The sequence below is a fragment of the Salinimonas marina genome, from assembly GCF_015644725.1.
Lineage (GTDB): Bacteria > Pseudomonadota > Gammaproteobacteria > Enterobacterales > Alteromonadaceae > Alteromonas.
Genome location: NZ_CP064795.1, coordinates 3,620,784 through 3,640,303, shown reverse-complemented (window position 1 = coordinate 3,640,303; position 19,520 = coordinate 3,620,784). Strand labels below are relative to the sequence as shown.

Annotated in this window: 11 protein-coding genes and 3 pseudogenes; 7 read left to right on the top strand and 7 right to left on the bottom strand. The window is 53.5% G+C overall.

Features of this window, described 5'->3' with window-relative positions; all coding sequences use genetic code 11:
- Window positions 1-218 precede the first annotated feature (218 nt).
- Window positions 219-1,451: a multidrug effflux MFS transporter gene (locus IT774_RS16370; protein ID WP_195810715.1), complete on the top strand. Its 1,233-nt coding sequence runs from the start codon at window positions 219-221 to the stop codon at window positions 1,449-1,451.
- A gap of 76 nt (window positions 1,452-1,527) precedes the next feature.
- Here IT774_RS16370 and ilvC read toward each other — a convergent pair whose 3' ends face one another.
- Complete coding sequence (ilvC, locus tag IT774_RS16365; RefSeq protein WP_195810714.1) at window positions 1,528-3,009, bottom strand: ketol-acid reductoisomerase; 1,482 nt, start codon at window positions 3,007-3,009, stop codon at window positions 1,528-1,530.
- Between the two features lie 147 nt (window positions 3,010-3,156).
- Here ilvC and ilvY point away from each other — a divergent pair, with 147 nt between their 5' ends.
- A complete protein-coding gene (gene ilvY / locus IT774_RS16360) occupies window positions 3,157-4,020 on the top strand; it encodes an HTH-type transcriptional activator IlvY (protein ID WP_195810713.1) in 864 nt (287 codons plus the stop codon).
- On the opposite strand, the pseudogene IT774_RS16355 reads toward ilvY, so the two are convergent.
- Both IT774_RS16355 and IT774_RS16350 read right to left on the bottom strand, forming a co-directional pair.
- A pseudogene (locus tag IT774_RS16355) lies at window positions 4,002-5,521 on the bottom strand (YifB family Mg chelatase-like AAA ATPase). The gene ilvY and the pseudogene IT774_RS16355 sit on opposite strands and share 19 nt — an antisense overlap.
- Before the next feature lie 74 nt (window positions 5,522-5,595).
- Window positions 5,596-6,236, bottom strand: a pseudogene (locus tag IT774_RS16350) (trimeric intracellular cation channel family protein).
- A gap of 439 nt (window positions 6,237-6,675) precedes the next feature.
- On the opposite strand from IT774_RS16350, the gene IT774_RS16345 reads away from it, so the two are divergent.
- From IT774_RS16345 to ilvA, 3 genes and pseudogenes are all read left to right on the top strand, one after another.
- Window positions 6,676-7,608 (top strand): branched-chain amino acid transaminase, encoded by a 933-nt coding sequence (locus tag IT774_RS16345; RefSeq protein ID WP_195810712.1) that lies wholly within the window; start codon window positions 6,676-6,678, stop codon window positions 7,606-7,608.
- Window positions 7,609-7,628: 20 nt separating this feature from the next.
- Entirely contained in the window at window positions 7,629-9,479 is a 1,851-nt protein-coding gene (gene ilvD, locus IT774_RS16340) for a dihydroxy-acid dehydratase (protein WP_195810711.1), read from the top strand.
- A pseudogene (ilvA, locus tag IT774_RS16335) lies at window positions 9,476-11,010 on the top strand (threonine ammonia-lyase, biosynthetic). Before ilvD ends, ilvA begins: the two are co-directional and overlap by 4 nt.
- A gap of 6 nt (window positions 11,011-11,016) precedes the next feature.
- Here ilvA and IT774_RS16330 read toward each other — a convergent pair.
- The 4 genes from IT774_RS16330 to IT774_RS16315 form a co-directional block, all read right to left on the bottom strand.
- Window positions 11,017-11,994 carry a Kelch repeat-containing protein gene (locus IT774_RS16330; RefSeq protein ID WP_195810710.1) on the bottom strand — a complete coding sequence of 326 codons (978 nt, stop codon included), beginning with the start codon at window positions 11,992-11,994 and terminating at the stop codon, window positions 11,017-11,019.
- Window positions 11,995-12,078: 84 nt separating this feature from the next.
- Entirely contained in the window at window positions 12,079-14,523 is a 2,445-nt protein-coding gene (plsB, locus tag IT774_RS16325; RefSeq protein ID WP_195810709.1) for a glycerol-3-phosphate 1-O-acyltransferase PlsB, read from the bottom strand.
- A gap of 88 nt (window positions 14,524-14,611) precedes the next feature.
- Complete coding sequence (locus tag IT774_RS16320; protein WP_195810708.1) at window positions 14,612-15,031, bottom strand: DUF2177 family protein; 420 nt, start codon at window positions 15,029-15,031, stop codon at window positions 14,612-14,614.
- Window positions 15,032-15,091: 60 nt separating this feature from the next.
- Window positions 15,092-16,264 carry a GAF domain-containing sensor histidine kinase gene (locus tag IT774_RS16315; protein WP_195810707.1) on the bottom strand — a complete coding sequence of 391 codons (1,173 nt, stop codon included), beginning with the start codon at window positions 16,262-16,264 and terminating at the stop codon, window positions 15,092-15,094.
- Between the two features lie 332 nt (window positions 16,265-16,596).
- Between IT774_RS16315 and IT774_RS17615 the strand changes: the two genes are divergently transcribed.
- Together IT774_RS17615 and IT774_RS16310 are read left to right on the top strand one after the other, a co-directional pair.
- Complete coding sequence (locus IT774_RS17615; protein ID WP_232365033.1) at window positions 16,597-17,979, top strand: UvrD-helicase domain-containing protein; 1,383 nt, start codon at window positions 16,597-16,599, stop codon at window positions 17,977-17,979.
- On the top strand, window positions 17,892-19,430 hold the full coding sequence (locus IT774_RS16310; protein WP_232365220.1) for a UvrD-helicase domain-containing protein: 1,539 nt from the start codon (window positions 17,892-17,894) through the stop codon (window positions 19,428-19,430). The genes IT774_RS17615 and IT774_RS16310 overlap by 88 nt, the downstream gene beginning before the upstream one ends.
- The last annotated feature ends 90 nt before the right edge of the window (window positions 19,431-19,520 follow it).

Here is a 19,520-nt window from a genome sequence, read left to right as displayed (position 1 = left end):
ACGGCTATACCCGCCATCCCCGGGCACCACCACGGGGTCGCTTTTGTTATTGATAATTGCGGGTACCTATAGGCAGCTCTAAGCTGCCCGGGGACCGGAGAAGAAGAAATAATGTCAATAAAATCCGCATATTATTGTATCTGATATGGTGTAACATAATGGGTTTGGTCGTGCTCGCACTGCGTGAGGCAACGGCCTTGTCATGATAAAGGCCCTTAATGGTTAACCCGGTTACCGATACCACAACAACCCCCACTCTGTCGCTATACGAATTTGTGGCTTTAATGGCCCTGATGACCTCGCTGGTGGCGCTGAGTATCGACGCCATGTTGCCGGCTCTTTCCCAAATCGGGCAGGCACTGAACGCAAAAGATGATCATGAGGCGCATTTAATTGTGTCGGTCTTTTTTGCAGGCATGGCGGTGGGGCAATTGTTTTTTGGACCCTTTGCCGATGCCCGGGGCCGGCGCCAGACGATTTTGTTGGGGTTATGTATTTTTGTGGCAGGTTCGCTGGTGTGTATGCAGGCCAGTGATATGCAAACCATGCTGGTGGGCCGACTGATTCAGGCCTTTGGGGTCTCGGGGCCGCGCATCGCCGCGCTGGCCATCATCCGCGATTTGTACGTGGGTGATGCGATGGCGCGGGTGATGTCATTCATCATGATGGTCTTTATTCTGGTACCGATGCTGGCGCCGGTTATCGGTCAGACGGTGTTGTATTTCTTTTCATGGCAACATATTTTCAGTTTATTTCTGGTGGTGGCGGTGATCGCCGGTAGCTGGTTTTTTGCGCGTCAACCTGAAACCTTGCCAGCCGCCCGGCGTAAGGCATTTTCCTGGTATCAGTTCTGGCGGTCATCACGTTTTATTGTGACCCATATGTCCGTCATGGGTTACACCATCGCCATGGGCTGTATCTTTGGTTCTTTTCTGGCTTACTTAAGTGCCTCTCAGACTATTTTTCAGGAGATTTATCATACCGGCGACTGGTTTCCGTATATTTTTGCGACCCTGGCATTTTCTATCGGGCTGGCGTCCTTTTTTAATGGCACCATGGTGATGCGTTTTGGAATGAGTAAGCTGGTGCATGTGGCGCTGTACGGGGTGATTACTTTTGCCCTCGTTTTCAGTGCGGTGATCTGGGCTTATTCTGGCTTGCCTCCGTTAATCACCACCTTAACAATTATGTTTTGCGGGTTTTTCTTCGTCGGGATTTTATTTGGTAACCTCAATGCCATGGCGATGCAGCCACTTGGCGCTATGGCCGGATTGGGCGCCGCTATTATCGGCTCGTTTTCGAGTATGATTGCGGTGCCGGTAGCATTGTTTATAGACAGTTTTCTGACGACCACCCTGACCCCCATCGGCCTGGGTTTTTTAGGCTTTTTTATGCTGGCCTGGGTGGCGGTAAAAACTGGTGATAAAGCCCGGGATAAAGCCGCCGGGTAGGCACGCCTGAAATGAAAAAGCCCGACCAAACTGGCCGGGCAAAAGTGCTTTATAAAGCACCTAACGACAGAAATGGTTAGCCCTGAATAATGGCCTGCATCGTGGTCATATAGCCTCGAAGCTGTTGACCGATTCGCTCCACTCCGTGTTCGCGAATGGCCTGATTAACCTCTACCAGGCGCCGATTGTCTACCTGGTTTGACGACAGCTGTAAGCCTTTGCCCAGCTCAGCGGTGGTGATGGCCGGCATAAAGTGTTCACGCAGTAATGGTGTGGCGGCATTGGCAAACAAATAATTGCCATATTCCGCGGTATCTGAAATCACCACATTCATTTCGTACAGCCGTTTACGGGCAATGGTATTAGAGATCAGTGGGGTTTCGTGCAGCGACTCGTAATAGGCTGATTCTGGCAGAATGCCGGCTTCCACCATCACATCAAAGGCCAGCTCAACCCCGGCTTTGATCATCGCTACCAGTACCAGGCCCTTATCAAAAAAGGCTTGCTCACTGATGGTGCCATCGTATTGCGGGGCCTGTTCAAAACCGCAGCGGCCGGTCTCTTCGCGCCAGCGATGCAAGTTCTCATCACCATTCGACCAGTCTTTCATCATCATCTGGGAAAACTCACCACTGATGATGTCGTCCTGGTGCTTTTCAAACAAAGGGCGCAGCAATACTTTAAGCTCATCAGCCATATCAAAGACTTTGATTTTTGCCGGGTTGGACAAGCGATCCATCATGTGGGTGATGCCACCGATTTTAAGCGCTTCGGTAATGGTCTCCAGACCATACTGAATCAGCGCTGCGGCATAACCTGGCTCAATCCCCTCAGCGGTCATTTTTTCAAACCCGAGTACCGCCGCCACTTGCTGCATGCCGCACAAAATGGTTTGCTCGCCCATCAAATCGGATTTTACTTCGGCCACAAACGATGAGGCCAGAACCCCTGCCCGGTCACCGCCGGTGGCGCTGGCCAGGGCCTTGGCAATCTCCCAGCCACACTGTTCAGGGTCGTTCTCCGGATGGACCGCAATCAGGGTGGGTACGCCAAATCCTCGCTTGTACTCTTCGCGGACTTCGGTCCCCGGACATTTAGGCGCGCACATCACCACGGTGATATCGCTGCGTATCTGCTGGCCTTCCTCCACAATATTAAAACCGTGAGAGTAGGCCAGTGTGGCACCGTGCTGCATCAACGGCATCACGGTTTCGACCACGTTGGCGTGTTGTTTGTCCGGGGTCAGGTTATAGACCACATCGGCGCCAGGAATCAGCGCATCGTAGGTGCCGACCGTAAAGCCATTGTCGGTCGCTCGCTGGTAAGATTCGCGCTGCTGGTCAATAGCAGACTGACGCAGGGCGTAACTGATATTCAGCCCCGAATCCCGCATGTTTAAACCCTGATTGAGACCCTGAGCGCCGCAACCGACGATAACGATGTTCTTGTCCTGCAGATACGCACATCCCTGCGCAAACTCACTGCGCTCCATAAAGCGACACTGTGCCAGTTGATTCAACTGCTGACGTAGCGATAAGGTATTGAAATAATTAGCCATAATGATTTCCGAATATCTTGTTTGTTACCATCTGTATCACGCTGTGCAGATGAATCTGTGTGTAACGCTAGAACCTGAGACTAGGTGAATTTTTTTGTTTTGAAAAATGATATATTCGCAAAACTGTATTTCACAATTTGCAATATTATGGATTTTAGAAGCTTACAGCTATTTACTCATCTGGCCTCCAGTCTGCATTTTGGCCACACAGCGCAGGCAATGTACGTCTCTGCGTCGACCCTGAGCCGTTCGATACAGCGGCTTGAAGAAGAGTGTGGTACCACCCTGTTTGTCCGTGATAATCGTAAAGTGGCACTGACCCATGCCGGACACAAACTACTGGCGTTCAGCCAACAGGTACTGGGAGAGTGGCAGTCCTTAAGAAGCGAATTGCAGCATGACAGCGTGACCTTACAGGGCGAGTTGAGTTTGTTTTGCTCAGTGACCGCCAGTCAGAGTCATCTGCCTGGTCTGCTGCAACGTTTCCGGTTGCAACATCCTGGAGTGGATATCCGCCTGCTCACGGGAGATCCCGCCCGGGCCATCGATTCGGTCAAACAACAGCAGTGTGATGTGAGTATTGCGATTCACACCCCTGATTTCCCCCCTGATTTATCATTTACCGCCCTGGATAATGTGCCATTGGTGCTGATTGCGCCCCGCGATTGGCGACTAACTCAGCTTGAACACATCGACTGGCGGCGTCACCAGCTGATTATGCCCGAACATGGACCGACCCGGCGCAGTGTCTATCACTGGTTTGCCGAACAGGGCATCCGGCCTGATGTATATGCCTCGGTGGGCGGCAATGAAGCGATTGTCAGTATGGTGGCATTCGGGTGTGGAGTGGGGTTTGTGCCCAAAGTGGTGGTGGAGCATTCCACGATGGCCGGCCAGGTGAGCCAGATTAATGTGGCCGATATTGCGCCTTACGCGCTGGGGTTATGCTGCCTGCATTCCCGGCGTCACGAACCTTTGATAAACGCCCTGCTTCAGCTGGAGCTTAACTGAGTGATAAGGCGATCAAGCGCGCGGTAGCCCAGCGCTTCTGCCAGGTGCGACCGCTCTACCCCGGCGCAGTTGTCAATATCGGCAATGGTCCGGGCGACCTTCAAAATACGATGAAACACCCGCATGGATAACTTCAGACTGGTGCAGGCTTGTTGTAAAAATTCCAGATCATTAGTATGCAACTGGCAAACCCGGGCCAGTTCATCAGCCTGTAACTGACTGTTCAGCTTGCCCTGCCGCTGTTGTTGCAACCGGCGGGCCTGAGCAACCTGTTTACAGGCTTCCAGCGCGCTGTCAGACTTGCCGGTGGGGGGCGGCGACAAAATATAATCAGGCAGGCGCGGCACCTCCACCTGTAAGTCAATCCGATCCAAGAGCGGCCCTGACAGCCGGTTGATATAGCGTAAGGTGGCATCGACTGAGCTTCGGTTGTCATGGATATCCCCGGTAGGGCTGGGGTTCATGGCGGCAATCAGCTGAAAACGCGCTGGATACGTGGCCTGACTATGGGCCCGGCTGATGCAGATATCGCCGGTTTCCAGTGGTTCGCGCAACACATCCAGTGAGCGGCGTCCGAACTCCGGAAACTCGTCTAAGAACAATACGCCATTATGCGCCAGGGAAATTTCGCCGGGCAAGGGCTGACTGCCGCCGCCGGTTAATGCTACCGCCGAGCAGGTATGATGGGGGCCCTAAACGGACGTTCAAACAAGGTATTCCGATGTAATGGCTGCCCTTTTACCGAATGAATGGCCGCGACCTCTAATGCTTCTGCCACCGATAGCGGCGGTAATAAGCTCAATAAACGACTGGCCAGCAAACTCTTGCCGGTACCTGGCGGTCCCACAAACAAAATGTTGTGCCCGGCAGCGGCGGCCAGCAGCAGGGTACGCTTGGCCTGGTGTTGGCCGATGATATCATCCCAGCGGGCGAGCGCTTGAGGGCCGCGGGGAGTAGCCGGGCAGGCGGCAGCCAGTTTGGTAAGCAACACGGTGCCGGCCAGGTGATGATACACCGCCAGTAAGTCGGCGGCGGCGTAGCCCTGTAAGGCGTCAATAAGTTCGGCTTCACTTAAATTCGCCTCAGGAAATACTACCTTAGCCTCAATCTGGCGAGCGCCTAGCAGGGCCGGAACCACCCCTTGTACGGCTTTTAAGGCGCCATTAAGGCCAAGCTCGCCAATAAATTCGGTATCTTGCAGGGCGGTTTCGGGCAACAGTTCGCAGGCCACCAAAATGCCCAGAGCGATGGCCAGATCGTAGCGACCGCCCTGTTTGGGAATGGTGGCCGGCGCCAGATTCACGGTGATGCGTTTGGCAGGGAATTCAAAACCGCTGTTAATCAGCGCACTGCGAACCCGGTCCCGGGCTTCTTTTACACAGGTCTCTGCCATCCCCACTAAATGAAAAGCCGGTAAGCCATTGGCCAGATGTACCTCTACCTGCACTTTGGGCGCATTAACGCCTTCGCCGGCGCGGGTATGAATGACGGCGTAGCCCATAAGGTGGTTCCAACACGTAGAAAAACCTAAGGGTATCGCGCCTCTGGCCGGGGCGGTACTGGCCTTAAGAGGGGTTATACCTCGTCTTTATCAATATCCCCGATCTGGCGTCTGAAGATAGGAAACTCCCAGTTCCAGTGCAAGGCGCTCATCCGCAACGCCACGGTGGTTATTAACGATCCCAGAATACACAGCGAATAGGGTACCGCCAGATAAAACAGACCTGCATACACCAGCCCCCGGTTAAACAGGCGGTAGCATACAACTGGCCGCGCATAACCATTGGAATCTCCCGGCAAATCACATCACGTATCAGGCCGCCAAAAATACCGGTGGTGGTCCCCATGGTAATGGCGATGACCATCCCGGTCTCGCCGATAAGCGCTTTTTCTATGCCGATAATATTAAATAACCCTAACCCGAAGGCATCGACGATCATCAGATAATTGCCATGTAAGTTGGACTTCAGGCGTAACAAAAGAATGGTGATGAACGCCGCTCCATAGGTGGAATACAGATAATCTGCCTGTTTGACCCAAAAGATAGGCTCATCAAGCAAAACATCCCTCAGGGTACCGCCACCCAGGGCGGTGATGGAGGCCAGCACCACCACCCCGAAACCATCTACATCTTTTTTGTATGCCATCAGTGTGCCGGAGACCGCAAAAAATGCGACGCCAATCACGTTTAAAAAATGAAACCAGTCGTCAGACACCAGCGACGCCCCTTTTAGCCGAGAAGTGGATTTTTCAGGCCTCGCCCACCCAGGTAAAAGGCTTGAACATGATCTTTGTTTTATGCTATTTATTGGGTTCGCGCCGCCGGGAGGATCAGCCATTTCTTCCAAAACAAGTAAATTGTTGGCGTGATAACCATCCGAATATCCTCTGTAGTCCTGATCAAAACGGTATCAGGTCCGTCTGTACTGTGCTGTTTACCGCACAGCGCTCACGTTGTGCCTTATCTGAGTGACCAAGTCAGTACATTGATGTGCTGTTAAATTAAGCGATTGTAAAAATTGTTGTCCATTTGGTGAATTGTTTGATCACGCCGTTTGGGCGTTTTTACGACCTGCTGTATGATTTGCCTGATAACTCATTTGCTGTCATCCGGCAGCGTCATGGGCGTTATAGCCCGACTGATAAGGAATAAACATGGCAAAGCAACCTGCTGAACACATCTGGTTTAACGGTGAAATTAAACCCTGGCAAGAAGCCACCGTGCACGTAATGTCGCACGCAATTCACTATGGGTCGTCGGTTTTTGAAGGGGTGCGTGCTTACAAGACCCCAGATAAAGGGACCTGTGTGTTCCGTTTACAGGAACATACCCGGCGCTTGTTCGATTCCGCCAAAGTGTATCGAATGACGATCCCCTTTAGTGTCGAAGAGATTAACAACGCCACGCTTGAGATCATCCGCAAAAACAAGCTGCAAAGCGCTTATATCCGTCCCATTGCGTTTTATGGCGACATTGGTATGGGCTTGCAGGTGCCTTTTGGTCAGGAAGCCGAAGTGACCATTGCTGCTTTCGAATGGGGTGCCTATCTGGGTGAAGAAGCCATTAAAAATGGGGTCGACGCCGGTATCTCGTCATGGAACCGTCTGGCGGCCAACACCATGCCCACCGGTGCCAAAGCCGGCGGTAATTATCTGTCTTCGCAGCTGATTTCCATGGAAGCCAGACGCCATGGTTATGGCGAAGGTATCGCACTGGATGTGAATGGCTACATCAGTGAAGGTGCCGGCGAGAATATCTTCATTGTCCGTAACGGCGTGGTGACCACTACCCCTAAAACCGCTGCCATTCTGCCTGGCATAACCCGCGACACCGTCATGACCCTGTTACGTGATATGGGTTATGAAGTCCGCGAAGAAAATATTGCCCGGGAAGCAATGTACCTGGCTGACGAAGTCTTTATGTGTGGCACTGCTGCTGAAGTCACGCCGGTACGGAGTGTCGACGGCATTGCGGTGGGCCACGGCGGCCGCGGCCCAATCACTGAAAAAGTACAGGATAAGTTCTTCGGCTTGTTTAATGGTACCACCGAAGACAAATGGAACTGGTTAACCCCAGTCTACGACTAACCTAAAAATTGGAATGTATTATGCCCAAGTTACGATCAGCAACTACCACTCAAGGTAGAAATATGGCCGGAGCCCGCGCATTATGGCGGGCGACAGGAATGAAAGACAACGACTTTGGCAAGCCTATTATTGCAGTGGCCAATTCGTTTACGCAGTTTGTGCCTGGGCATGTACATTTAAAAGATATGGGTCAGCTGGTGGCGCGCAGTATTGAGCAAGCCGGCGGTGTGGCCAAAGAATTTAATACCATTGCGGTGGACGATGGCATCGCGATGGGTCATAGCGGCATGCTTTACAGCCTGCCGTCCAGAGAAATTATCGCCGACTCGGTAGAGTATATGGCGAATGCCCACTGCGCGGATGCGTTGGTGTGTATTTCTAATTGCGACAAAATCACCCCCGGCATGTTAATGGCCGCCATGCGGCTGAATATCCCGGTGGTGTTTGTCTCGGGCGGCCCCATGGAGGCGGGCAAAACCACCTTATCTGACCAGATTATTAAACTGGATTTGGTGGATGCCATGGTGGCGGCGGCGGATGATAAGGTCAGTGACCAGGATTCCACCGAGATAGAGCGCTCGGCCTGCCCTACGTGTGGCTCCTGCTCTGGCATGTTTACTGCCAATTCAATGAACTGTCTTACGGAAGCCCTGGGCTTGTCCCTGCCAGGTAATGGCTCCATGCTGGCCACCCATGCTGATCGTGAGGCACTGTTTATTCGGGCCGGCGAAGTCGCCGTGCAGTTGTGCAAGCGCTGGTATGGGGATGACGACGCCAGTGCCCTGCCACGCTCGATTGCCAACTTCCAGGCCTTTGAAAATGCCATGAGTCTGGATATTGCCATGGGCGGCTCCACCAATACCATTTTACATCTGCTGGCCGCCGCGATGGAAGGTGAGGTGCCCTTTAGCATGGACGATATTGATCGGCTGTCCCGCCACGTGCCACATTTGTGTAAAGTGGCGCCGGCCACCCCCCAATATCACATGGAAGATGTACACCGTGCCGGTGGGGTGCTGGGCATCCTCAATGAGCTGAACCGAGCCGGGCTGTTGCACGGAGATGCGCATCATGTACTGGGGGGTACGATAAGTGAGGTCATCAGCGCGTGGGATATCACCAATCCTGAAAATAAACAAGCCGATGAGTTTTACCGCGCCGGACCAGCCGGGATCCGGACCACCAAAGCATTTAGCCAGAGTTGTCGGTGGCCACAAGCCGATACCGATCGTGAACATGGTTGTATCCGCGCTCGGGAACATGCCTTTAGTCAGGAAGGCGGGCTGGCGGTATTGTATGGAAATCTGGCCCCGGATGGCTGCATTGTGAAAACCGCCGGCGTCGATGAGTCGATTCACACCTTTACCGGCCGCGCCCGTATTTTTGAATCTCAGGATGAAGCGGTAGCAGCGATTCTGGACAACCAAATCGTCGCCGGGGACGCACTGGTGATCCGCTACGAAGGGCCAAAAGGCGGGCCGGGAATGCAGGAAATGCTGTACCCCACCTCTTATCTTAAATCAAAAGGGCTGGGTAAAGCCTGTGCACTGATCACCGATGGCCGGTTCTCTGGTGGCACCAGCGGCTTGTCCATCGGGCATTGTTCGCCGGAGGCCGCCAGCGGTGGCGGTATTGCGCTGGTAGAAGAAGGCGACACCATCCAAATCGATATCCCCAATCGCGGGATCAATGTGGCGCTGAGTGACGAGCAGATGCAGCAGCGACGTGATGCCATGCTGGCCAGCGCCCGCCCGTGGAAGCCAGCCACCCGTGAGCGTCAGGTCTCCCTGTCATTGAAAAACTTTGCGCTACTGGCCACCAGCGCCGACAAAGGCGCGGTGCGGGATCGGGCCAAGCTGGAGGATGTATGAGCATCAGTGACCACGATTATCTGAAAAAAATCCTGTTAGCCCCGGTTTACGAGGTGGCCGTGGCCAGTGAACTGGTGCCAATGTCTCGATTGTCCGGAGAGCTGGGCAACTCGGTTTTTCTGAAGCGGGAAGACCAGCAGCCGGTTAAGTCCTTTAAATTGCGCGGCGCCTACAACCGGCTGTGCACCTTGAGTGAGGCGCAGCAACAGGCGGGGGTCATCGCTGCTTCGGCCGGTAATCATGCCCAGGGCCTGGCCTATGGCGCTCATGTAAAAGGCATCAAGGCCACCATTGTGATGCCTGAAACGACACCTGAAATCAAGGTGGACGCGGTTCGCCGGTTTGGTGGCCAGAGCACCGACGTGGTGCTGTTTGGTACCAACTTTGATGAAGCTAGTAACAAGGCAAAAGCGTTGGCGCAGGCCCATGGGTATACATTTATTCCGCCCTTTGATGATGCCGATGTGATTGCCGGTCAGGGCACGGTGGCCAAAGAATTACTGGAGCAAAATCCACAGCTGGACATGGTGTTTGTGGCGGTAGGCGGTGGCGGGTTAGCCGCCGGCATTGCGGTGTATCTGAAACAATTGAAGCCCTCCATCAAAATCATTGCCGTAGAGGCCGAGGAGTCGGCCTGTTTTGCCGCGGCCCTGAAAGCCGGCGAACCTGTGGCGCTGCCATCGGTGGGGATTTTTGCTGATGGCGTGGCGGTGAAAACCATGGGCCAGGAAACCTTCCGGCTGTGCCAGCGGCTTATTGATGAAACCATGACGGTCTCAAATGATGAGATTTGTGGTGCCATTAAAGACATCTTTGATGACACCCGGGTCATTGCCGAGCCCGCCGGTGCATTGTCGGTGGCGGCGATTCGAAAGTACATCAAGCAGCATAAGGTAAAAAATCTGCAGCTGGGCGGCATTCTGTGTGGCGCCAATACCAATTTTCATACTCTGCGCTATGTTTCTGAGCGGTGTGAGCTGGCAGAACAAAAAGAAGCGGTATTTGCGGCGACCTTGCCGGAACGGCCCGGCGCTTTTAAGCAATTTTGCGAAACCCTGGGTGGAAAAAATATCACCGAGTTTAATTATCGGTTTGGTAATCGCACCGAGGCCCATGTGTTTGTGGGGGTTAAACTAAAAGGGGGCAGTCAGAATGCAGTGAGTTGCAACAGCACCTCACCCGTAAAGGCTTCGGTTGCTTTGATTTGTCAGACAACGAGCTGGCGAAGCTGCATGTCAGGCATATGGTGGGTGGGCGCTCGGCCCAGGTACAAAATGAAACCCTGTTTGCCTTTGAGTTTCCGGAATACCCGGGCGCGCTGCTGCGTTTTTTAAACACCCTTGGCGAGCGCTGGAATATCACCCTGTTCCACTATCGCAACCATGGCGCGGCCAAAGGGCTGGTGCTGGCGGGCTTTGATATTCCGCCGGCCAGCAGAATGGTGTTTGATGAACATCTGGCGGCGTTGGATTATACCTATACCGACGTCACCAGCGACCCAGCATACCAGTTCTTTCTGGCCAGCGAATAACCGTCCCTACTCCGCCGCCTGCGACAGGGTGGCGGCATCAAACACCTGAATCATATCCAGTCCGGCATTATCCGGGGTGGAGCCACCAATAACATACACTTTGTCATCTAATGTTGTAGCCTGATGATGCCGCCCCTCTTTTAACGGTAAGCTGGCCGGCGTCCATTTTTGGGTGTTGAAGTCCAGTACAAAAGAGGCGCTCAGGTCGGTGTAATGGCCAAAGGTAAAGAGCTGGTCCTGCCAAACCGTGGTGGAATGGGCGCTTAATGGCCGGGGTAAAGGTGTCAGGGTCTCCCATTGATTGGCGGCAGGGTCGAACCGTTCTACCACGGTGCTGGCACCCTTGCCATCGTAGCCGCCCACCGCATAGATCTGGCCCTGATAGGTCACTGCGGTGGTTTCCCGGGCAGTGGGCATAGGCGGCGCCAGCGACCAGCTATTGGTATTGGTGTCGTACACCGCCACCAAGGATGACTGGGTCATATTGCCGGTCTCCCAGTCACGATGCCCGCCACCCAGCACATAGATTTTCTCATTCAGATACACCGCGGCATTCATCCGGGTCGGATACGGCAGTGGGGCAACTTCGGTGATGGTGCGGCTTTGGGTATCAAACACTTCGACCCGACTTTCATAGGTGTAGGTGTCATTTTGATGGGATATGCCCCCAATCAGATAAATTTTCCCCGCGCCATCGTAGACCGCCGAAAAATACCGGCGAGGAATAATATGATCATGCAGCACCTGAATATTTTGAGTGTCGGGGTCAATAATCTCCACATCATTAAGCCATTTACCTCCATGCGAGCCCCCGAATACATAGATGGTGTCGCCATCATTAGCCACGGCTTCACCAAAGCGAGCGGTCTCCAGTTTGAACGGTAACTGCGTTGTAAACTCTGTTGGCGTGGTGCGCGAACAGGCCGTGACCAGCAGCATACATAACGCTGTGGCTGCCCCATGAGTGAGCTTACGATACAACATGATTTTCCTTAATGGGTTGAGGTGTGTTGGAACCGGGATGCCGGCGCCGCCACCCGGGCGGCGCCGTACAACGAAGATATAAGATCAGTGCAGCTCAACATTTTCCAGGTGCTGTACGATTTCTGGCCAAACCAGCGCCATGATGTCCTGCCGCAGCGCTGCGCTTTCTTCACAGTATTTCAGCGCACCGTCGGCGGCTGAGTCCAGCCAGTGATTTTCGCGCAAAGCATTGATAAAACTGGATAACACATTTTTATCGTAAAACTCCGGCGAGCTCATCCCGTACAAGGTGGAAAGCCGTTCAGCAACTTTGCGGCTGGTACGCTCCAGTTGCCCGCGGCTGACGACCCGCTCTTTTTCAATGATGGTTAATACCACGGCATAACGCTGGAAGGTTTCCTGCATACACCGGCTCAAAAGCCAGGCACTGTGAAAGGCTTTATTGTTGGCTTCAGGCGGTAATAAACAGTCGCCCTGCTCGCGCAACAGACCCTGCTCAATCATCTGAGAAATAAGCTTATCGGTATACGCCAGCGCTTCATCCTGGGTCATATGGATAAACAATTCACGCTGTAACAAGGGGTACAATGCGGCCACCAGCCGCAGCACATAGTCGCGCCGACAGGCTTTATGACCAAACACCGCCGCCATCGCGATGCCGGGCAAGGCAAACAGATGCAAAATATTATTACGATAATACGTTAAAAAGACGGCGGCATCTTTTTGTGGCTGTATCAGCTTGCCATAGCCATCATTGGTGACCGAAAAACGCTCGAGTTTAAGGACATGCGAGAGCATCTCCTCAGCGGTATTATCCGGTATCGTGGCATCTTCGGAAAACGGGGCCTGGCGCAGTAAGGTTAAATAGTTATCCAGGGCATGGGACAATTCGCTTTCGCTCATGGTCTTGTTTTTGGAAGACAACAAACACAAGGCGGATAACGCCATGCCATTGATTGCCGCCGCACGGTTAATGCGCAGCATCACTTCATTGGCCAGTTCGTTCACCATCGGCGTTAACCAGGCTGGCTTTTTATCAGGCTCTGCCGGTAAGGTTTCCCGCCAGTGCGGGATCTGCTTTTCCAGGTACTGGTTCAGATGGATTGGCTCGCCAAAGTTAACATAGCCATAGCCATAGTTTTTAAGTTTGCGGATGGCCGAAAATACCTGCCAGGTTGATTCTTTTTTCTTGGAGCTGCCTTTTAACTCGTTCAGGTAGCTTTTAACTTCCATCACATTTTCATAGCCAATGTACACCGGCACAATACTCACCGGCCGGTTGACGCCTTTTACCAGCGCCTGCATGGTCATGGCCAGCATCCCGGTTTTAGGCGGGATGAGACGCCCGGTGCGGCTGCGCCCCCCTTCCGGGTAATATTTGACTGAATACCCTTTGTTAAACAGCAGCTCCAGGTATTCACGAAAAACCGCGGTATAGAGTTTATTACCGGCGAAACTGCGCCGTAAGAAGAAGGCCCCGCCCCTTCTGAAAATCTTGCCCACCGGCCAGAAATTCAGATTGATGCCCGCGGCAATATGCGGTGTGACCAGCCCCTCATGATAAATAACATAGGTTAAAAGCAGGTAATCCATGTGGCTACGGTGGCAGGGCACATAGATAATTTCATGGCCGTTACGGGCCAGTTCCCGTACCCGGTCGCTGTGAGACACGCCAATACCATTGTAAATTTTGTTCCAGATACGGGTGAGCAGCCGATCGCCAAACCGCACCAGTCCTTCCCGGTAATCGGCCGCAATTTCATTGATATACTTACGGGCATCCTGACGGGCCTGGTCGCTGGAGCTGTTTTTTTGCTTGCTTTGTTCATTAATAGCACGCTTGACGGCGGCGGAGCCCAGTACGGCATTGTGCAGCTCCTGACGTTCCAGCAGCGTGGGGCCGGTCAGGCTCTGGCGCTTGCGCTGAAAATGCGTGCTGGCGACCCGTACCAGCTTGTGAGCAATAGATTCGTCTGAGCCATGCTGTGTGGCCATCGCCCTGGAAGAAACCGATTTACTAAAGCTGACAAAGTTGTCCCGGCCCAGAAACAACACAATAAACAATTTTCGTAGCCATGAGGGCGCAGCCACATCGGCAATTAAGTCACTCAAATCCGGCGTGCCTTTGCCAGGCGCCCTGCCCCAGGAAATAAAGACCGGTACCACCTGCACATCAAGCTCCGGATTTTCGCGGTGAATATGAAACAAATCGGTGAAGACTTTCTCAATATCGGTTTTTACCTTGCCTCGGGCGAGCACCCGCTGGGTTTTGCGTAAAAACAAACAGGTGGGATACTCATGGTCACTGAGGGCCAGATGGCCGGTTGGATCAGGCAGCCCCAGGCGCTTGGTGGCCATTTTAAGGGCCAGCTGGTCGGTCACAGAGTTACTGGGAAGCAGATAAATAATGGGCTTTTGACGATCGATGCCCAGCTCTGATTCTACATTCGAAGGAATGGTATGCGGCTTGACCAGCCATTTAACCGGGTAATGAAACACTGACAAAAGTGTTCGACGCATCCACGACATGTAAAAAAATCCTGTGTGATAAAAACCGGCGCAGTGTACCACAACTCGTGGCTAAAACTTAAAGCGGGGCGGGCGCGGCAGAACGTGCCTATGCTGGAGGTTGCTTACGCTTTGCCGTCCAGGCACCGACCGCGGCCAGAATGGTGGTGACAAACGCTCCCCAGACCCAGTCCACAATACTCATACCCAACGGCCAGCCGGCAATAATCGAATACGCCGTCAGGTTATAGGTACCGTAAGCTGTGGCACCCAGAATAAAGCCATTGGCGGCAGCAGCCCCGACCGGACGATACCGGGCCGGACGCACCGCCAGCATAACGACTGCCAGACCATACAATAGATAAAAGGTGAGCCACGGCCAGGTAATAAACGGGTCGCGTAAGAGCCCGGCAAACGCTTCCATATAGCGGGGGCGAGCAACCACGCCCAGCCACAAACCGTCAAGAATGCCAAAGGCAATCAATACGCTTAGATAGGTGGCGCCAAAAGTCGAAGTTTTTGTGGTCATGATGGTGCTAACGCAGCGCGGCACTATTTGGTTCAAAAGTAACCGCTAAATTTGTCGCGGCTACAGGTCTGCCGTCAGGGTAAAGGTGGTCAGGTCATCATCGGAGCTGACCGCCAGGGTGCCCTGATGGGCAATAGCAATCTGCGAAGCAATAAATAGCCCCAGCCCGAGCCCTTTATGACTGCTTTGCGAGGGACTACGCCAGAATGGCTGAAACAGGCGGGCCTGCACCTCATCGGGGATGGGCTCGCCGCCATTGGCAACCCGGATTATCAGCTGTCCGTTTTGCTGAAGCGCTTCTACCTGCACCGGCTGGTTAGGATCGCCATGCACGACCGCATTAATCAGTAAATTAGATAATAGCTGAGCAAGACGCCCGGCATCGCACACTACCGGTTCTGGTAACGAGATATGGGCAGTAAATTCACGTTTGGGGTGCTGAGATTCCAGTTCCGAAATTGTATGCTTTAACACTTCGGTTAAATTAGTGCAGGTGGTTTTTTTAATTGGAATGCCCTTACCCATTTGGCCGTGAGTAAAGTCCATAATATTGTCGGTCAACAGGGAAATACGCTTGGAACTGTTCTCCATTCGCTTTAACACCGAGGCTGCTTCTTTGGCGATGGGCATCAGCTTTAATACATCCAGGCCCATCATAATGGACGACAGTGGTGTGCGTAGATCATGCCCTAAAATCGCAATGTATTGCTCGCGCAGATGCGCCATCTGCTGCTCTTCCTGCAGTGCCTGATTGGCCGCACTTAAGCGATATTCGGTGGTAAGCTGCCGGGAAATAAGCTGTGCGAACGACTCAATCATACTCTTGGTTTTTTCAGTTTTGAGTCTGACGGGTAATGGGTCAAGGCCACAAAGCGTACCAAAAAAGTTTCCCTGGGCATCATAAATAGGCCAGGAAAAATAGCTTTCAAAGCCAAAGTTTTTCGGGATTGGATGATTGCGGTATTGTTCATCCTGTTGCACGTTGTCGATAATAATCGGCTGGTTGGAAATTCTCACTACGTCACAAAAGGTATCACAAATTTCCAGATTATCGCCGGGCAGCAGGTTAAAATTCACATCGTCAAGCACTTCACAGGCGGTCCACTTTTCAGGAGTCACCCGGGAGATACACACAAAGCGTAAGCCGGTGGTGTCGGCAATCATACTTAAGATGGTCGGCACCGACTCAAGTGTCTGTATAGCTTTAATATCCTGTTCGATGGATGTGTCCATGCCCAAAAAACTACCTGCCCTTGTAAAATGTCATGATAGCAGAAACTACTGGACTCATGACGGGATATTCATCAAAGAGGCTATGCATATCATGCTGGTAAAGAATTCGCAATGAAACTCGTTGATTCCAAGGGGCACTGCTTCGGTTAACCCATAAGGTGGGCACCGGCGGTGCCGGGTTATGTGTAAGCAGACCCGGCAAAAAGTATGGTAAGGCAATGCGTCCAACCCAAAAATAGCTTAACATTCGCTTCTTTTTGGATTGTCGGTGTGCCCGCATTGAAGTGACTGCCTGGCGCCGGCATATTGTAATATTACCAGGGAAAGCCCCTATGTTTGTACAATTGGAGTGTCGGCCGGTGTTGGCGGGTCGCTGGTTTGGGATGCCCGGCTTACGCCTGGATGAACGCCAGCTTGTGGTACAAAGCATGGCCGGCCCCCGATGTATTGACCTAAGCGCTCTTATCGCCTACCCCCGCTATTTTGAAGGGGTCTTCAGCGCCCGCTGGCAACTGAAAACCCGGGACGGCACCATCATGCTGCGCTGGCTGCCCAAACAACAACTGACCCGGCTTCACCAGCAGGTTACCCGGCTGCTTACCCATCAGGCGCAAGAGCGGGTGGCGGCCGTCCACCGCCGGTTTGTGCTGCAGGCTGGCAACCGGTATCTGCGTGACAGCCAGCAGCCCGGCCTGGCCGGGGAAGTCGCTGTAATGCTTGCGCTTTACCGGCAATCTCTGCCCGAATCGCAGACCTTACCTGACCATACCCAACGCACCTTAGATAAACTACAACAGGTACATCCCCTAGGCGATTATACCGCTACCTTGCGTCAGCGTTTTGAGCAACAGCAAAAACAGCAATACACCGATTTCTTTGCCCAGGCTGAAGCGCATCCGCTAAACCGCGAGCAACAACAGGCAGTGATTCGAAACAATGATCGTAATCTGGTGCTGGCCGCCGCCGGCACCGGTAAAACCTCAGTAATGGTGGCCAAGGCGCTGTATCTGCTGCAAAGCAAGCAGGCTAACGCCGATGAAATTCTGATCCTGGCGTACAACAGTGCCGCGGCTACTGAGTTACGCGAACGCCTGGCGGCGCGCGCCGCCAGCCTTGGTTTATCCCCGGTACCGGCAAACGCCCACCACTCAGACGTTGCTTCAGGCGGTGCCGGGACCTTACCGACGGTGCTGACCTTTCATGCGCTGGGACGTCAGATTTTGAAGCACAGTGGTCACAGCCTGCAGCTTTCGCCATTGTCCCAGGACGAGGAAGCCCTGCAGCGCTGGGTCGCCGACTGGCTCAGACAACAGTTTGAACACAGTGAGTGTGTGACCAGCCAGCTGATACCGCTGGTGTGCGCGCCTGAGCCTGAGGAGCAACAGTATAAGACGGACTGGGTCACCCTTAATGGGGAAAAAGTTGCTCACTACCGGCACTGGCTCATCGCCAACTGGCTAGGTATGCATGGTATCGAGTATCAATACCAACCCCGTAATGCGCAAGCCTGGCCTACCGACAAGCCCCCGGGAGTTATCGGCCGACCTTTTTGCTGGTTCATGAAAATGTCTATTTGCTCTATGTGGATCCGGATGCCCCTGAGCTGGCGCTCCACTGGCAACAACAGATGGATCAGCAACATACTGTGGCGCTGGACGTCAGTGATCAGCAATGGCTGGAGGGCACGTTTTTACAGGTACTCCGCCGCCAGATAGGGGCGCTAAGGCCGTTAGAACAAGTGCTATCGGCTGGGGATATCTTCACCCGGTTCCATGAACAGGGCCTGCTGGCTAAGGCGTTGCGGCGGTTAACCCGGGCATTAACGGTCGTCCGGGCGCAAAATCTTGACGATCAGACGCTTGCAGCGCGCTTACAACACTACCCTCCAGCCAGCGCAAGGGTGTGGGCCAGCGCCTTGCAGCGCTTGCATGAGGCTTATCAGCAACAGCTGCACAGCACCGACAGTATCGATTTTGACGCCATGATTGTGCAGGCCGGTAACCTGATTGGCTCACAGCATTACCAACCCGGATACCGCCACATTCTGGTGGATGAATTTCAGGATATATCGGCGCCGCGCATGCAGCTGCTGCAACAGTTATTGGATAAGGGCCCCGCTCCTACCCTGACCGCCGTGGGAGATGACTGGCAGTCCATCTATCGTTTTTCAGGAAGTCAGCTGGCGTTGACGACACGCTTTGAGGCGTATTTTGGCAGTCATTGTCTGACCCTGCTTCAACAGACCTTTCGTTATAACAGCAGCATTGCGCATACCGCCGGCTTGTTTGTGATGCAAAATCCGGAGCAGTATCGAAAGCAGGTGGTCAGTGCCCATCAAAGCGACACCCCACAGGTGTTTCTGCTCGATGATCAGATTTATTCCCAACAAGACCCGGCCCAGCGGGCCAAACAGGTGGTCATGGCGCTGCGTAAACAAAATCCTGAGGCGAAAATCGCCATTATGGCGCGTTATCAGTTCTGGTTGTCCCAGGCCAAAGAGGCGTTGCGGCCACTATCGCAGACGCATCTTTGCTACTGGACCTTTCATGGGGCCAAGGGCCTGGAGGCTGATCATTGTATTTTACTGGGGTTTAACCAGGGCAGCCGGGGCTTTCCCGGCGCCAGTCAGGATGATGCATTGGTAGAAGCGCTGCTGCCCAGCGTCGATGCATTTCCTTATGGCGAAGAACGCCGGCTGTGTTATGTGGCGCTGACCCGGGCTCGTCATAGTTGTTATATTATTGCTGATCCCCGTAAGCCATCACCCTTTGCACAAGAGTTACGCCAGCCTGAGTATCAGGTGAAAACCTTAAGTGAACGGTTTGGCCAGAGTCTGCCCGAGGCCCGGTCGCAAGCCACCGCCTGCCCGGAGTGTGAGCAGGGAGTGCTAACCCCGGTCCAGGGTCATGACGGGCTGGTTTATCAATGCACCACCGGCGAACCCTGCCCGGCGCAAATCCGGGTTTGTCCTGAGTGTCAGGCACCTGCGATTGCTCAAAAGACCCAGTCGGTATGTGTCAAATCCGATTGTCAGTTTACCCAACCATTGTGTCCGAACTGTGCGCGACCACTGGCGCTGCGTTCAGGGCCCAATGGTCAGTTTTATGGCTGCACAGGGTATGGGGCAGCCAGTGAACCGTGTCGTTTCACCACCGCGGTGCGCTGACCGGGCGGTTATCGTTTTTTATGCGAAGCCTGTTATTCTCCGCCGTAGTGCCTATAATGCGCACCATTTTTTGCAGATAGGGTAACAGGC

What these genes read in the sequence shown, in the direction of transcription:
- IT774_RS16370 (WP_195810715.1), top strand. Translation starts at nt 219, where the DNA reads ATGGTTAACCCGGTTACCGATACCACAACAACCCCCACTCTGTCGCTA.
- ilvC (WP_195810714.1), bottom strand. Translation starts at nt 3,009, where the DNA reads ATGGCTAATTATTTCAATACCTTATCGCTACGTCAGCAGTTGAATCAA.
- ilvY (WP_195810713.1), top strand. Translation starts at nt 3,157, where the DNA reads ATGGATTTTAGAAGCTTACAGCTATTTACTCATCTGGCCTCCAGTCTG.
- IT774_RS16345 (WP_195810712.1), top strand. Translation starts at nt 6,676, where the DNA reads ATGGCAAAGCAACCTGCTGAACACATCTGGTTTAACGGTGAAATTAAA.
- ilvD (WP_195810711.1), top strand. Translation starts at nt 7,629, where the DNA reads ATGCCCAAGTTACGATCAGCAACTACCACTCAAGGTAGAAATATGGCC.
- IT774_RS16330 (WP_195810710.1), bottom strand. Translation starts at nt 11,994, where the DNA reads ATGTTGTATCGTAAGCTCACTCATGGGGCAGCCACAGCGTTATGTATG.
- plsB (WP_195810709.1), bottom strand. Translation starts at nt 14,523, where the DNA reads ATGTCGTGGATGCGTCGAACACTTTTGTCAGTGTTTCATTACCCGGTT.
- IT774_RS16320 (WP_195810708.1), bottom strand. Translation starts at nt 15,031, where the DNA reads ATGACCACAAAAACTTCGACTTTTGGCGCCACCTATCTAAGCGTATTG.
- IT774_RS16315 (WP_195810707.1), bottom strand. Translation starts at nt 16,264, where the DNA reads ATGGACACATCCATCGAACAGGATATTAAAGCTATACAGACACTTGAG.
- IT774_RS17615 (WP_232365033.1), top strand. Translation starts at nt 16,597, where the DNA reads ATGTTTGTACAATTGGAGTGTCGGCCGGTGTTGGCGGGTCGCTGGTTT.
- IT774_RS16310 (WP_232365220.1), top strand. Translation starts at nt 17,892, where the DNA reads ATGGATCAGCAACATACTGTGGCGCTGGACGTCAGTGATCAGCAATGG.